We start from the raw sequence: 14,954 nt of genomic DNA on the forward strand, positions 1-14,954 counted from the left end.
CTGATGGCCAATTATTACAGCATGAGTGAACACGCCTTTTCGAACTGCCTTTTTTAATTGATATTGTAATTCCGCAGGGCTGTCAATATTATTTTTAACTCGCGTCCGCCTGTCTTCGCAAAAAATGATCTTTAGCAAAGGCGAATGGATTGCAAGTACCTGGTCCGTGAGGCTTACCCTATACTGGACCGTTCGCCTGCCGCGCCATCAGGCCGCTTCGTTAGCGCCGGCACGTATTCTTCGGAGCCCGACATGCGCATGATCCTGTTCAGCAGCCGCCAATACGACAGCGACACGTTCACCGAAGCCAATGCCACGCATCGCTATGAACTGCACTTCCAGGAGTCGCACCTCGACAGCGAGACGGCCATTCTCGCTCAGGGCTACGAAGTGGTATGCCCGTTCGTCAACGACAACGTTCACGCAGCGGTATTGGAGCGGCTTCATGCCGGCGGCACGCGCATGATCGCGTTGCGCTCGGCGGGCTTCAATCATGTCGATCTGGCCACGGCCGAGCGTCTCGGCATCACGGTCGCGCGGGTGCCGGCTTACTCGCCGCACGCGGTCGCCGAACATGCAGTCGGCTTGATTCTGGCGCTGAACCGGCGCCTGCCGCGCGCCGCCGCACGTACTCGTGAAGGCGACTTTTCGCTGCACGGACTGCTCGGCTTCGATCTGCATGGCAAGACCGTGGGTGTGGTCGGCACGGGCATGATCGGCCGCGTATTCGGCCGCATCATGGCGGGCTTCGGCATGCAGGTGCTCGCGTACGATCCCGGCAAGCCCGCCCACGATCTGCTCGCGCTCGGCGCCCGCTACGTGCCGCTCGACACTTTGCTCGCCGAATCCGACGTGGTCAGTCTGCATTGTCCGCTGGTGCCGGACACGTACCATTTGATCGACGGCCCCGCGCTCGCCAAGATGAAGCGCGGCGCGATGCTGATCAACACGGGCCGTGGCGGCCTCGTCGAAAGCAATGCGCTGATCGGCGCCCTGAAAGATGGCCAGCTCGGCCACCTCGGGCTCGACGTGTACGAGGAAGAAGGCGGCCTGTTCTTCGAGGATCACTCGAACCTGCCCTTGCAGGACGATGTGCTCGCGCGTCTGTTGATGTTCCCGAACGTGATCGTCACCGCGCATCAGGCGTTCTTCACGCGCGAGGCGATGAACGAGATCGCCCAGACCACGCTCGATAACGTCGTGGCGTGGCAGGCCGGCACGCCGCGCAACGTGGTGCGCGCGCCCGCTTAGGTGCCGCCGCCGGTGTTCAGCGGCGTCGCGCGAACCACAGTGCGCGCGTCGTCCGCGGCGCCGCAGAGTTCGCGCAGCAACGTCGCCTCACGCTCGTGCACTTCCACCGGGAACCAGCGCGCGCCCGCATCGGCCAGATAGCGCGCGCGATGCTGGCCGTTGCGAAACGCCACCACGCCTTCGCGCTCCAATCCGAACCAGCCCAGCAGACCCGGCGCGCGACGCGTCGAGATGGTCACGTACGGCATCTGCGGAACCCGCGGGTTCTCTGGATCGAGAAACTCGCGAATGCCGCGCACCTTGCCCGAATGCCATTCGGCGACCGGCTTCAGCACGTAATCGGTATTGTCGCGATTGGCGCAGGCGAGCAGCTTGCGCACGTCGACGAGGACGACCTGATGCCGCGTGCCGTCCGTGACGAAGACGCGTTTCAGGCGCACGTGGTCGTACCATGGATGCTCTTGCAGAGGCACGGTCCAGACCGTCTCGGCACAAGCCGGCGCGGCGGCTGACGATGAATTGGACAAGGGCAAAGGCAGGCTCGTTAAGCCGGCGAAAAGACGCCAGCGCATTAAAAGAGCGCTTACGCTACGAGCCGATTGTGTAAGAAGCATGACAGACCACGGTATTAATTACTCTGCATGAGCACACTGCTCACAACCCGCACCCAGCGGGCAGACGCTGATGACTTCTACGGTGACAACGATGATAACCACGCAAAATTTCAATGACCACGTGCGCATCGAAGCTAATCAGGATATCGGCGTGGCGACGATCATCCTTGAGCGCCCTGCGCGTCGAAATGCCGTCGACCGTCCTGTCGCTGACGCGCTCAGCGCCGCGTTCGCCCGCTTCGAAGCGGAGCCGGCCTGGCGCGCGGCGGTGCTGTTCGGCGCGGGCGGCACTTTCTGCGCCGGCGCGGACCTGACCGCCCTCGCTGACGACACCCGTCGCAACGAATTGCATGCCGACGGCAGCGGTCCCGGCCCGATGGGACCGACGCGCATGAGCTTCAGCAAGCCCGTGGTCGCCGCGATTGCCGGTTATGCGGTGGCGGGTGGCCTGGAACTGGCGGCCCTGTGCGACCTGAGAGTCGTCGAAGACGACGCGGTGCTCGGCGTGTTCTGCCGGCGCGTCGGGATTCCGCTGATCGACGGCGGCACGATCCGCTTGCCGCGCTTGATCGGCCTGTCACGTGCGCTCGACCTGATTCTGACCGGCCGCGCGGTGAGCGCGCAGGAAGCGCTTGGCTTCGGTCTCGCCAATCGCGTCGTCCCAAAAGGCACGGCACGCGCCGCGGCGGAACAGCTGGCCGCCGAACTGGCCGCCTTTCCGCAGGCTGCGTTGCTCGCCGACCGCCGTTCGGTGTTGGAAAACAGCATGCTCGACGATGTCGCAGAAGCATTGCGCCGTGAAGGCGCCGGCGGTTATCAAGCGGTTTTCGACGAAGGTGTGGCCGGCGCGGCGCATTTCGCCAGTGGTGCCGGCCGCCACGGCAAAACGCTCGGCCCCGACGGTGGCAGCCGCTAGAAACGCAGCAAGGCTCGCGTTAGACAGCGACTTTCAGCAAAAAACAACATACGTGTCGACGATCAGCAAGCCCGTTTTGACTTAGGTAGAATCCCCTACTGTTTTACCCCTGTACGGCGCACGCGTTCTCGCCCCGAAAACGCGCGCCGGCCGCGCGACGCTTCCCGTCGCGCCGATTCACGCTCCTTCACCATGCCTTTGCCCCTGCTTGCCCTTGCCGTCGCCGCGTTTGGAATCGGTACCACCGAATTCGTGATCATGGGGCTGCTACCCGATGTCGCGCGCGATCTGTCCGTGTCGATTCCGGCGGCCGGCATGCTGGTGTCGGCGTACGCGCTCGGCGTCACCATCGGCGCGCCGATCGTCGCAATCGCGGTCGCCAACATGCCGCGCAAAAAAGCGCTGATGAGCCTGATCGGCGTGTTCATCGTCGGCAATCTGCTGTGCGCGGTTGCGCCGGGCTACGCGGTGCTGATGGCCGCGCGCATCGTGACCGCGTTCTGCCATGGCGCGTTTTTCGGCATCGGCTCGGTGGTCGCCGCGGGCCTCGTCGCGCCGAACCGTCGCGCGCAAGCGATCGCGTTGATGTTCACGGGCCTCACGCTCGCCAACGTGCTGGGCGTGCCGCTCGGCACCGCGCTCGGCCAGGCGGTGGGCTGGCGCGCCACGTTCTGGGCGGTGACGGGCATCGGCGTCGTCGCGGCGGCCGCGCTCGCCGTGTGTTTGCCCGCGAAGATCGAAATGCAGAAGGCCAGCCTCGTCCACGAATTCAGCGTGCTGAAGAACCCGCAAGTGCTGATGGTGCTCGGCATCAGCGTGCTCGCGTCGGCGAGCCTCTTTTCCACCTTCACGTACATCACGCCGATTCTCGAAGACGTGACCGGCTTCACGCCGCACGCGGTCACACTCGTGTTGCTGCTGTTCGGCCTCGGCCTCACGGTGGGCAGCACGCTCGGCGGCAAGCTCGCCGATTGGCGGCTGATGCCGTCGCTGGTGGCGTTTCTGCTGGCCATCGTCGTGATTCTGACCATCTTCGCCGGCACGATGCATTCGGAGATCCCGGCGATGATCACGATCTTCGTGTGGGGCATTCTGGCCTTCGCGATCGTGCCGCCGCTGCAAATGCTGATCGTCGACCGCGCGAGTCATGCGCCGAATCTGGCTTCGACCTTGAACCAGGGCGCCTTCAACCTCGGCAATGCGACCGGCGCCTGGCTCGGCGGCATGGCGATCGGCGCGGGCGCACCGCTCACGACGCTGCCCTGGGTCGGCGTGGCGACCTCGATCGGCGCGCTGGTGCTGACACTGTGGTCGGTGTCGATCGACCGGCGCGCGCAACGCATGGCGATGGCGGGCTAACCGCCCTTCTGCTCGCTCGCGTCAAACCCCGCATAGGTGCGGATGACTCGCGGCCGTAGTAGCATCTCGGCCGATGAAAGTCATCTTCACTCGCGATTTCCTCGCTTTGATCCTCAGCGTCGCCGTCGTCGGACTCGGCAGCGGCGCAACGCTTCCCCTCACTGCCCTCGCACTCACGCAAGCCGGTTACGGCACCGACGTGGTCGGCCTGCTGACTGCCGCGCAAGCGGGCGGCGGGCTCGTCATCGTGCCGCTCGCGGGATGGATCGCGGCGCGTTTCGGTGGCCGCCAGGTGATCGTGAGCGCCGTGCTGGTAGTGGCGTTCGCCACGGCGCTGATGCAACTCACCTCGAACCTGTGGCTGTGGGCCGTGTTGCGTGTTCTATGCGGCGCGGCGCTGATGCTCCTCTTCACGATCGGCGAAGCGTGGGTCAACCAATTGGCCGACGACGCCACGCGCGGCCGCGTAATCGCGATTTACGCGACCAACTTCACGCTGTTCCAGATGGCCGGTCCTGTGCTGGTGAGTCAGATCGCCGGCTTCACGCAGTGGCGCTTCCTGATTTGCGGGGCGATCTTTCTGCTGGCGCTGCCGATGCTCGCCACGATCCGCAAGACGCCGCAAGCGTCCGAGGATGAGCACGCGGCGCACGGCAGTTGGCGCCATGTTTTGCCGCAGATGCCGGCGCTCGTGATCGGCACCGGTTTCTTCGCGTTGTTCGACACGATCGCGCTCTCGCTGCTGCCGCTCTTCGCCATGTCGCACGGCATTACGAGCGAGGTGGCCGTGCTGTTCGCGTCGGCGCTGCTGCTCGGCGATACGACGATGCAATTCCCGATCGGCTGGCTGGCTGACCGGCTTGGACGCGAACGCGTGCATATCGGTTGCGGTGTGATCGTCCTGGCGCTGCTGCCGTTGCTGCCGTGGGCGATGACTTCGCCGTGGCTCGGTTGGCCTCTGCTGTATGTGCTCGGCGCGGCGGCAGGCGCGATTTACACGCTGTCGCTGGTTGCCTGCGGCGAGCGCTTTCGCGGCGTCGCGCTGGTGTCGGCGAGTTCGCTGGTGGGCGCATCCTGGAGCGCGGCGAGTTTCGGCGGCCCGCTGGTGGCGGGCGCGCTGATGAAGGGCGTGGGGAATGACGCGATGGTCGGGGTGCTGCTTGTGGCGGCGTTGGCGTTTCTGGTGGCGGTCTGGTGGGAGAGACGGCGTGCGCCGGTACGAGTCGTTGGTTAATCGCCGGACATTGGTTTACGCGTTTCGGCGTTTCGGCGTTTCGGCGTTTCGGCGCTTGGGCGCTTGGGCGCGGCGCCACTGCATGATGATGACCCATGAATAGCAAAACGGGGAAGCCACGATAAATGGCGTCCCCGTTTTTCGTCGTGCACGTTGCGTGCGGCTCGTCCGCTATTACAGCGTTACTTCAACGCCGGCAAAATCTGCCCGACGCATGCGCCGAAACCCACACGATAACCCTCACCCTGACACCAGCCGGCCAGCGTCAATTCGTCGCCGTCTTCGATGAAACTGCGTGTGCCGCCTTCCTGCAACTCCAGCGGCTTCTTGCCGTTCCACGTCAACTCCAGCAGGCTGCCGAACGAATCTTCGGTCGGGCCGCTGATCGTGCCCGAGCCCATCAGGTCGCCCACGCGCGTATTGCAGCCAGATACCGTGTGATGGGCGAGTTGCTGCGCCATCGTCCAGTACATATGCCTGAAGTTGGTTCGCGCAATCGTGCTCGCCTGCTTCGCCTGCTGCGGACGCAGCTTCACTTCCAAAGTGATATCGAACGCATGCTCGCCGTCGTGCCGCAGGTATGCGAGCGGTTGGGGCTCCTGCGCCGGCTGCGCGACGCGGAACGGTTCGAGCGCGTCGAGCGTCACGATCCACGGCGAGATCGTCGTCGCGAAGGTCTTCGCGTTGAACGGTCCGAGCGGCACGTATTCCCATTGCTGAATATCGCGTGCGCTCCAGTCGTTCAGCAGCACCATGCCGAAGATATGCGCTTCGGCATCCGCGCACGCAACCGGTTCGCCCAAGGCATTGCCCGCGCCGATCACGAAGCCCGTTTCCAGTTCGATATCCAGCTTGCGGCACGCGCCGAACACCGGACGCTCCTGATCCGGCAGCTTCAACTGCCCGTTAGGACGACGCACGGGCGTGCCGCTCACCACCACCGACGACGCGCGTCCGTTATAGCCGATCGGCATCTCCGACCAGTTCGGCAGCAGCGCATTCTTCGGATCACGGAACATGGAGCCGACATTCGTCGCGTGCTCCTTCGACGAATAGAAATCGGTGTAGCCGGGAATCTGCACCGGCAGATGCAATTGCGCGTCGGCCTGGCGGATCAGCGCGCGGCTGCGCAGTTCGGCGTCCTCACGCAGCGTCGCGTTATCACGCGAGAGCAGCTTGCTTAACTGAATACGCACGCCGCGCCACGCGTCACGGCCGAGCGCGATGAAATCGTTCAACGCGTCGCGCACGAATACACTGTCGCCCGCACCCGACGTAGGCAGCGTCAGCAGACCCGCGCTTTCGAGCGCGGCCAGGTCGACGATGCTGTCGCCGATCGCGACGCCCACGCGGCGCGTCGCATTCAGAGCGTCGCTAAAGACGCCGAACGGCAGATTCTGAATCGAAAAATCGCTGGTCGAATCGTTGGCCGACTCGACCCAGCTTTTGCGCGACGGATCGAGCGTCGCCTGAAGATCGCTCGGTGCGTTCATCGTTGCTCCGGATTGAAGTGTTTCTTGAGACCTTGCCAGCACTCGTAGTAATGCGCCTGCAATTGCGCGGTTTCGAGCGCGAAGCGCGTGGGCTTGATCAACGTGCGCGTTTCGAACATGAAGGCCATCGTGTCGGCGACTTTCTTCGGCGTCGACGTATCGCCGTGCGAGGCTTTCTCGAACGTTTCCGCGTCCGGGCCATGCCCCGACATGCAGTTATGCAGACTCGCACCGCCCGGCACGAAACCCTCGGCCTTGGCGTCATACACGCCGTGCACGAGGCCCATGAACTCGCTCGCCACGTTGCGATGGAACCAGGGCGGGCGGAACGTATCTTCGGCGGCGAGCCAGCGCGGCGGGAAGATCACGAAGTCGATCGAATCGACGCCCGGCGTGTCGCTTTGCGATTGCAGCACCAGGAAGATCGACGGGTCCGGATGATCGAAGCTGATCGAGCCGATGGTGTTGAAGCGGCGCAGATCGTACTTGTACGGCGCGTAGTTGCCGTGCCACGCCACCACGTCGAGCGGCGAATGGCCGATATCCGCGCGCCACAGATTGCCGTTCATCTTGGCGACGAGTTCGAAGTCGCCTTCACGGTCTTCATAGGCCGCGTGCGGCGTGAGGAAGTCGCGCGGATTGGCGAGGCCGTTCGAGCCGATCGGACCGAGGTCCGGCAGACGCAGCAACGCCCCGAAGTTCTCGCAGATATAGCCGCGCGCCGTGCCGTCCGGCAGGCTCACCGCGAAGCGCACGCCGCGCGGAATCACCGCGATCTCGAACGGCTCGACGTCGAGCTTGCCGAGCTCGGTTGCAATGTGCAGGCGCCCTTCCTGCGGCACGATCAGCAGTTCGCCGTCGGCGGTATAGAAGAAGCGGTCCTGCATCGAGCGGTTCGCCGCGTACAGGTGAATCGCACAGCCGTTCATCGATTCGGCCGCGCCGTTGCCCGCCATCGTCACCCAGCCGTCGATGAAATCGGTCGGCTCGGCCGGCATCGGCAACGCGTCCCAGCGCAACTGGTTGGGCGGCGTCGGCGGCACCTCCGCGAAGTTGGCGACGAGCCGCTCCGAAGGCAGCGGCGTGAACGGCTTGTGCACCGCCGCCGGATGGATCCGGTACAGCCACGAGCGGCGATTGTGGCCGCGCGGCGCGGTGAACGCCGTGCCCGACAGTTGTTCGGCGTACAGACCATACGCCGCGCGCTGCGGCGAATTGCGGCCTTCCGGCAAGGCGCCCGGCAAGGCCTCCGTCGCGAATTCGTTCGCGAAGCCCGACTGATAGCCCGGCTCGATTTCGAGCCGCGAACTGGCAGTGTTCGGCGTGCGTGTTTGGGTGTCCATGCAAGGTTCTCCGTTGATACTCGATCTCGTCATCTCATGCGGTGCGCGGCTCGGACGGCTGGCCGCGTTGACGCGTCGCGGCGGCCAGCGCGATCACCAGCAGCGCGGAGCACAGCACCGGCAGGGCCGCCGCATGAAACAGCGCGGCGTTCGACCAGTTCAGCGCGATCAGTTGACCGCCGATCAGCGGTCCGATCACCGAACCGATCCGGCCAATGCCGAGGCTCCAGCCGATCCCGGTCGAGCGCAGCGTGGTCGGATAGAAATGACCGGCCAGTGCGTTGACCGCCGGTTGTCCGCCGACCACGCAGAAGCCGCCCGCGAACACCACGAGCAACAGCCAGGGCAATGCATGCGCCACCGTGCCGATTGTGCCGACCGCCAGCGCCGCGCCCGCGAAACACACGAACAGCACACGCACAAAACCAAACCGTTCAATGAACCAGCCTAGCAGCAAGGTGCCGACCACGCCGCCTGTTTGCAGCACCGTGCCGACGATCACTGCCGTGCCCGGCGAATAGCCGGCGTCGCGCATCACGGTAGGCAGCCAGTTCGACAGAAAGTACAGATCGATCAGGTTCATGAAGCTGATCGCCCACAGAATCAAGGTTACCGGGCCGCGGCCGGCCCGGAACAATTCGGCGACCGGCGCGCCGCCGTTGCCCTTCTCACGCACGACGAGCCGCGTGTTCGCGTCGATCGGCAGCGCCGGGTTGAATTTCGCGAGCCAGCGCAACGCGCGCTCGCTGCGGCCCTTGAGAACCAGAAATTGCAGCGATTCCGGCAATGCGGCGAGCATCGCCAGCGCCAGCAGCAGCGGCACCGCGCCGCCCACCCAGAATACCGCGCGCCAGCCATAAGCCGGAATCAGCGCGGCGCTGATGAAGCCGCCGAGCGCCGCGCCCAGCGTGAAGCCGCACGACACCAGCATCATGCGCTTGACGCGATGCGCGGGGGTCGAGAATTCGCCGACCAGCGCCATCGCGTTCGGCATGATGCAGCCGAGGCCGAGACCGGTGATGAAGCGCAGCGCGATCAACGCGGGGATCGTGGTGACGAAGGGCGTGGCCAGCATCGCCAGCGCGAAGAAGAAGGTCGAACCGATCAGCACCGGACGGCGGCCGATGCGGTCAGCCAGCACCGACAGCCCGAGCGCGCCGAGCAGCATGCCGAACAGGCTGGCGCTGAACACCGGACCGAGCGCCGCCTTAGAGACATGCCATTCGCCGATCACGCTCGGCGCGACGTAGCCCATCGCTTGCGCGTCGAACCCGTCGATCACGAGGCACAGCCCGCATAGCGCGAGCAGCAGCAACTGGAATGCCGGGTGATGCGTTTCGCCGAGCACGCGCTCGACTTCGATCACATTGGCGGCGGCCGCGGCCGGTTTTGCGCTCATTGGTTCGTCTCCTGATGCTGACTGGATTATTCGATGGTGGCGGCGCGGCTGAAACGGCCGGACGGCGCCACTGGGCGGCGCATGCGCCGCGCGCACGGCACAAGTCATCCCGCCATCGCAGTCGCACTGCAATTTACGTATAGTAAAATGAATTATGATTAGTGAAATTAACGTAAACCCTGAAAAACCATTTAAGAATCCCGGACAGCCAGTCGGCACAAGCGTTCGACGGATAACGTTATGAGCAATTTGTTCATGTGACGGCGGTGCAGACTGCTACCATCAGTGGATGCGGCAATCGAGTCGCGTTGCTGCGCGCCGAGCGCCTCACTATCGCCATCCATACGTCTACATGATTCCGCCGACCATCCCCAACCTCATTGCCCGCGCCGCCGATCATCCGTTTCTCGGCGAGCATCTGGTAATGGGTCAAGGCCTGCATCACGACGTCGCGCTGGCGCAATTCGACGGGGTCGAACTCGCCAGCGCCTATGAGCCGATCTTCGATATCAGCGTGCATGCGTTGGCGCAGTCACTGTCGTCGGGGGTCGAGGGGGTGGACCGTTTCGGCGATGAACTCGGCTTTCAGGCCGTCACGCACCGGGTCGAGGCGGCGCCATTCGACGTGTTCGATCCGTTCGACCGTATCGCCGACGATCAGGAACTGGTCGCGCTCGACCGCATGTCACGCGCGCTGCACGCCATCAATTTCTTCGGCGCGCAGCGGCATGGGTTGCTCTTTTTGCGCGTGCACGAACGGCTGCTCAAGAGTGTGAAGTACGACCACGGGCGTCATTTTTCGAGCGTGCTGTTGTCGTTCGGATTGAACCCGTCGCGGGTGGTGATCGAGCTGCCGGCCGCGGCGGTAGCGCACAAGACGTTTCTCGGCTATCTGACCAAGAGCTACCAGCACTATGGCTTCAAGGTGGCGGGCAATCTGTCCAATGCCGGGCAGATTCTGTCGGTGTCGGAGACTGCGCGCCTCGACTTCATCAAGATGGATGCGGGGACCGCTTTGCGCGATGCCACGGTTAAACCGCTAGTGGGTTATGCGGGCCGCTTGCGGATTCCGCTGATCTTCAACCGCGTGATGGATGAAACGCAGTTCGAGGCGTTGCAGCAGTACGACGTGCGCTTCGTGCAAGGCCCGTTGTTCAATGCGCATTATCACGACCGGGCGGTTTGAGTAGTTGGATTGACGCGTTGCACACGCGCCACCCGCTTCAAACCGTATCGCCCAAACGCCGCGCAAGCGCTTTCAGCCGCGGCGCGACGTTGTCACGAAACACATCCTCTCCCATCGACGATGCCGGCCCGCTGCAACTCAGCACCAGCCAGCGCCCTTCGCGCGGCTCGCGAAACGGCACCGCGACCGCATTGACATCGTCATGCCACGCACGGAACGAATAGCAGCAGCGCTGCGCGGCAAAGGCGGCGATTTCCTGCTCGGCGTCGGCGACCAGTTCGGCGCCGTCCTTGCCCGCCGCCTTCCTCAATTCCGCCAGTAACGCGGCGCGCACGTCGAGCGGCTGCACTGCGAGATAGGCGCGGCCCATCGAACTTGTCAGCATCGATAGTTTCGAACCCGACGCCAGCCCAAGCGTCAACGCCGTTTCGCTGCGGATCGTCTCCAGATAAATCATGTCGAGCCCGTCGCGGCAACCGAGCGAGACCGCCGCGCCCACCTCGCGCGCGAAGGTGCGCATGTGCGGGCGCGCGAGTTCGAGCGTGTCCGTGCCCGAGAGCAGCGCGAAACCGAGCGACAGCACACCCGCGTCGAGTGCGTATTTACCCAAGGTTTCGTCGAGCCGCAGATAGCCGAGCACGGTCAGCGTGTAGGCGAGACGGTTGACGGTCGCCTTCGGCAAACCCGTGCGTTCGACGAAATCGCGGTTGCCGAGCATCGTTTCGCCCGGCTTGAACGCGCGCAACAAATCCAGTCCGCGTGCGAGGGCGACCACGAATTTGCGCTGGTCGAGCGGTTCGGAGGGAGTAGATGTCGGCGTCATGGGGTGATACACTCGGACGTGGTTTGCAAAACATTGTTTCGCATAGCGGAACTTAAGTCAAGCGCAAACACGTTTCCGTCAAGCAAGGAATCAGGAGATAAGCCATGGCCGAGGCCGCGCAGTTTCACTGGGAAGACCCGTTGCTGCTGGATCAGCAGCTCACCGAAGACGAACGCATGGTGCGCGACGCCGCCGCGGCCTACGCGCAGGACAAGCTGCAGCCGCGCGTGCTCGAAGCGTTCCGTCACGAGAAGACGGACATCGAGATCTTTCGCGAGATGGGCGAACTCGGCCTGCTCGGCCCGACGATTCCTGAACAATACGGCGGCCCCGGTCTGAACTACGTGGCGTACGGTTTGATCGCGCGTGAAGTGGAGCGCGTGGATTCCGGCTACCGGTCAATGATGTCGGTGCAGTCGTCGCTGGTCATGGTGCCGATCTACGAATTCGGCTCGGAAGCGCAGAAGCAGAAATACCTGCCGAAGCTCGTCACCGGCGAATGGATCGGCTGCTTCGGCCTGACCGAACCGAATCACGGCTCCGATCCGGGCAGCATGGTCACGCGCGCCAAGAAGGTCGAGGGCGGCTATTCGCTGTCGGGCTCGAAAATGTGGATCACCAATTCGCCGATCGCCGACGTGTTCGTCGTGTGGGCGAAGCTCGAAGAAGACGGCAAGGACGCGATCCGCGGCTTCATTCTCGAGAAGGGCTGGAAAGGACTGTCGGCGCCGACCATCCATAGCAAAGTGGGCCTGCGCGCGTCGATCACCGGCGAGATCGTGCTCGACGAAGTGTTCGTGCCGGAAGAGAACCGCTTCCCGGAAGTCAGCGGCTTGCGCGGTCCGTTCACGTGCCTGAACTCGGCGCGCTACGGCATCGCTTGGGGCGCGCTCGGCGCGGCCGAAGCATGCTGGCACACGGCGCGTCAGTATGTGCTGGACCGCAAGCAGTTCGGCCGGCCGCTCGCCGCGAACCAGCTGATCCAGAAGAAGCTCGCCGACATGCAAACCGAGATCACGCTCGGCCTGCAAGGCGTGCTGCGCCTCGGCCGCATGAAGGACGAAGGCACCGCAGCCGTCGAAATCACCTCGATCATGAAGCGCAACTCATGCGGCAAGGCGCTGGACATTGCGCGGCTCGCACGCGACATGCTCGGCGGCAATGGCATCTCGGACGAGTTCGGCATCGCGCGGCATCTGGTGAATCTGGAAGTGGTGAACACTTACGAAGGCACGCATGACATTCACGCGCTGATTCTCGGGCGCGCGCAAACGGGCATTCAGGCTTTTTTCTGAAGGTTTTCTGAAGCGCGGATTACAACCATTTGCGATACAACGATTGCGTCGGAGTCCGCGCGGCTCGATAAAAAAGCCGGTTCAATGTGAACCGGCTTTTTTCGTTCGACGCAGCGCGCCGTCGCTAACGGCCCGCTTCGTGGCGCATCAGCCGCTTACTTGTTCGGCTGCGGCGTCATGCGCAGATACGGACGCAGCGCCTTGTAGCCCTTCGGGAATTTCTGCTTGATGACTTCCTCGTCCTTCAGCGACGGGACGATCACCACATCATCGCCCTGCTTCCAGTTGCCGGGCGTAGCAACCGAGTGGCTGTCGGTGAGTTGCAGCGAATCGATCACGCGCAGCACTTCGTCGAAGTTGCGGCCGGTGCTGGCCGGATAGGTGATGATCAGGCGCACCTTCTTCTTCGGGTCGATCACGAACAGCGAGCGCACCGTGAGCGTCTCGTTCGCGTTCGGGTGGATCATGTCGTACAACTCGGCGACCTTGCGATCGCCGTCCGCGAGAATCGGGAAGCCGACATTGGCGGCTTGAGTCTCGTTAATGTCTTTGATCCACTCTTTGTGCGACTCGGCGCTGTCGACCGACAACGCGATGGTCTTCACGTTGCGCTTGTCGAATTCGTCGGCCAGCTTGGCGGTCAAGCCGAGTTCGGTCGTGCAGACCGGCGTGAAGTCGGCGGGATGCGAAAACAGCACGCCCCAACTATTGCCCAGCCATTCATGGAATTTGATCGGGCCGACACTCGACTGCTGTTCGAAATCCGGCGCGATATCGCCAAGACGTAGACTCATTGTGCAACTCCTATAGGGGTTTGGGCATTGCCGCGCGACCATTTACCCGCGGCGCTCCGCAACGATAAAGCATACGGGAGGGACGGTGTATGACGAACGAACATCGCTTCACTACTTTATGCGTTTTTGTAATTTTCACCGATTTAGTGGAAACTTTGCGGGACAGATCAACTCCATCTTAGGCAAACTTGTCTGCACGTCGTGCAGGCGGTGACGTTGTTTGTGGCTATGCTTCAACCGGGAACGGTTCGTGCGAAGTTGGAACCAACCGAGCCCTGCGCTCGCCAGCGGCCGTTTCTTTGGTTACGATTCACGCGTGGCGTGAGACGAAGGGGAGCTGTCAATGTCGGAAATCAACAAGGAGAGATTGATGTCGGATATCAAAACCGTCCTCGCGGACGCTGAAGATCTGCTGAAACAGGCCGCGAGCGCCACCGGCGAGCGTGCTTCGGAACTTCGTGAAACGGCGCTCACGCGCCTGAAGCAAGCCAAGGAAAAGGCGGCCGACGTTCAGGTAGTGGTGGTCGAAAAAGGCAAGAAGGCAGCCCGCGCCACCGACGACTACGTGCACGAGCATCCGTGGGCATCCATCGGCATCGCCGCAGGCGCCGGTGTGCTGCTTGGGCTGTTGATCAACCGCAAGTAACACTGCCGATGCCGCCGGGCGTAGCTCGTCCGGCGCACCAGCGAATCGAGTTGACCGGCGCACGCCTGGCCGGTCCGCTTCTTCTGGCGCGCGCGCGCGCCGGTTAGGCCTTCACGCGCAACGCCCACAGCCATGACGATCGAAACACAATCGCAGCGCGGAGAACATAGTCCGTTACGCCGCATAATCGGTTCCGTGTTTGCCATTCTGCAAACGCGGCTGGAACTGGTCGGCATCGAACTCGCCGAAGAAAAGGACCGTTTGCTCGGCGTGCTGTTCCTCGGCCTTGCCGCCATGATGCTCGCCACCATGGCGCTGATCGCGCTGACCGCGCTGATCGCTATCGCCTTCTGGGACACTTACCGCTGGCAGGCGCTCGCCGGCATCACCGCGGTCTATGCGATTGCGGGATTAGCTTGTGCGCTAAAAGCGCGCAGCGGTTTGCGCAATGCTCCAATGGTGTTCGAAGCGACCCTCGCCGAGTTCGAAAAAGACCGCGACGTGTTCCGCAAACCGTGACCTTGAAGGCGCAACGGCGTGCCCTTCGCGCCTTGCGTCTTGCTTGAGAAGCTCGCGCGAAATGCAGCGCCGTTCCACCGCC

At 63.5% G+C, this 14,954-nt stretch carries 14 protein-coding genes; 8 read left to right on the forward strand and 6 right to left on the reverse strand.

The features are described 5' to 3' along the window. Positions 1 to 252 precede the first annotated feature (252 nt). Positions 253 to 1,251 (forward strand): 2-hydroxyacid dehydrogenase, encoded by a 999-nt coding sequence (locus ACQKRQ_RS07940; protein ID WP_132375957.1) that lies wholly within the window; start codon positions 253 to 255, stop codon positions 1,249 to 1,251. On the opposite strand, the gene ACQKRQ_RS07945 is transcribed toward ACQKRQ_RS07940, so the two are convergent. Next, positions 1,248 to 1,865, reverse strand: coding sequence for a plasmid fertility inhibition factor family protein (locus tag ACQKRQ_RS07945; RefSeq protein WP_132375958.1), 618 nt, complete (start codon positions 1,863 to 1,865; stop codon positions 1,248 to 1,250). The two genes, ACQKRQ_RS07940 and ACQKRQ_RS07945, sit on opposite strands and share 4 nt — an antisense overlap. Before the next feature lie 91 nt (positions 1,866 to 1,956). Between ACQKRQ_RS07945 and ACQKRQ_RS07950 the strand changes: the two genes are divergently transcribed. From ACQKRQ_RS07950 to ACQKRQ_RS07960, 3 genes are all read left to right on the forward strand, one after another. Next, positions 1,957 to 2,781 (forward strand): crotonase/enoyl-CoA hydratase family protein, encoded by an 825-nt coding sequence (locus ACQKRQ_RS07950; protein WP_132375959.1) that lies wholly within the window; start codon positions 1,957 to 1,959, stop codon positions 2,779 to 2,781. Between the two features lie 192 nt (positions 2,782 to 2,973). Further along, the gene (locus ACQKRQ_RS07955; protein ID WP_408178839.1) at positions 2,974 to 4,140 is read left to right on the forward strand and encodes an MFS transporter; all 1,167 of its coding nucleotides are present in this window, start codon (positions 2,974 to 2,976) and stop codon (positions 4,138 to 4,140) included. A gap of 73 nt (positions 4,141 to 4,213) precedes the next feature. After that, entirely contained in the window at positions 4,214 to 5,374 is a 1,161-nt protein-coding gene (locus ACQKRQ_RS07960; RefSeq protein ID WP_427476267.1) for an MFS transporter, read from the forward strand. Positions 5,375 to 5,556: 182 nt separating this feature from the next. Here ACQKRQ_RS07960 and fahA read toward each other — a convergent pair whose 3' ends face one another. The 3 genes from fahA to ACQKRQ_RS07975 are packed head-to-tail and all read right to left on the reverse strand — an operon-like array spanning position 5,557 to position 9,609. Beyond that, complete coding sequence (gene fahA / locus ACQKRQ_RS07965) at positions 5,557 to 6,867, reverse strand: fumarylacetoacetase (protein WP_427476268.1); 1,311 nt, start codon at positions 6,865 to 6,867, stop codon at positions 5,557 to 5,559. Then, positions 6,864 to 8,210 (reverse strand): homogentisate 1,2-dioxygenase, encoded by a 1,347-nt coding sequence (hmgA, locus tag ACQKRQ_RS07970; protein WP_427476270.1) that lies wholly within the window; start codon positions 8,208 to 8,210, stop codon positions 6,864 to 6,866. Before hmgA ends, fahA begins: the two co-directional genes overlap by 4 nt. Positions 8,211 to 8,244: 34 nt before the next feature. Beyond that, complete coding sequence (locus ACQKRQ_RS07975; RefSeq protein WP_427476272.1) at positions 8,245 to 9,609, reverse strand: MFS transporter; 1,365 nt, start codon at positions 9,607 to 9,609, stop codon at positions 8,245 to 8,247. 352 nt (positions 9,610 to 9,961) lie between these two features. On the opposite strand from ACQKRQ_RS07975, the gene ACQKRQ_RS07980 reads away from it, so the two are divergent. Then, positions 9,962 to 10,795, forward strand: coding sequence for an EAL domain-containing protein (locus tag ACQKRQ_RS07980; protein ID WP_132375965.1), 834 nt, complete (start codon positions 9,962 to 9,964; stop codon positions 10,793 to 10,795). Positions 10,796 to 10,832: 37 nt separating this feature from the next. Here ACQKRQ_RS07980 and ACQKRQ_RS07985 read toward each other — a convergent pair whose 3' ends face one another. Then, entirely contained in the window at positions 10,833 to 11,618 is a 786-nt protein-coding gene (locus ACQKRQ_RS07985) for an IclR family transcriptional regulator (RefSeq protein ID WP_427476274.1), read from the reverse strand. Between the two features lie 104 nt (positions 11,619 to 11,722). Here ACQKRQ_RS07985 and ACQKRQ_RS07990 point away from each other — a divergent pair, with 104 nt between their 5' ends. Continuing rightward, on the forward strand, positions 11,723 to 12,913 hold the full coding sequence (locus tag ACQKRQ_RS07990) for an acyl-CoA dehydrogenase (RefSeq protein WP_132375967.1): 1,191 nt from the start codon (positions 11,723 to 11,725) through the stop codon (positions 12,911 to 12,913). Positions 12,914 to 13,068: 155 nt separating this feature from the next. On the opposite strand, the gene ACQKRQ_RS07995 is transcribed toward ACQKRQ_RS07990, so the two are convergent. Continuing rightward, positions 13,069 to 13,707 carry a peroxiredoxin gene (locus ACQKRQ_RS07995; protein WP_427476275.1) on the reverse strand — a complete coding sequence of 213 codons (639 nt, stop codon included), beginning with the start codon at positions 13,705 to 13,707 and terminating at the stop codon, positions 13,069 to 13,071. A 343-nt stretch (positions 13,708 to 14,050) separates the two neighbouring features. Between ACQKRQ_RS07995 and ACQKRQ_RS08000 the strand changes: the two genes are divergently transcribed. Both ACQKRQ_RS08000 and ACQKRQ_RS08005 read left to right on the forward strand, forming a co-directional pair. Then, on the forward strand, positions 14,051 to 14,353 hold the full coding sequence (locus tag ACQKRQ_RS08000) for a DUF883 family protein (protein ID WP_007179108.1): 303 nt from the start codon (positions 14,051 to 14,053) through the stop codon (positions 14,351 to 14,353). A 132-nt stretch (positions 14,354 to 14,485) separates the two neighbouring features. Beyond that, positions 14,486 to 14,872 (forward strand): phage holin family protein, encoded by a 387-nt coding sequence (locus ACQKRQ_RS08005; protein WP_132375968.1) that lies wholly within the window; start codon positions 14,486 to 14,488, stop codon positions 14,870 to 14,872. Positions 14,873 to 14,954 lie beyond the last annotated feature (82 nt).

It is taken from the genome of Paraburkholderia sp. NPDC080076 (genome assembly GCF_050281145.1).
Classification (GTDB): Bacteria; Pseudomonadota; Gammaproteobacteria; order Burkholderiales; family Burkholderiaceae; genus Paraburkholderia.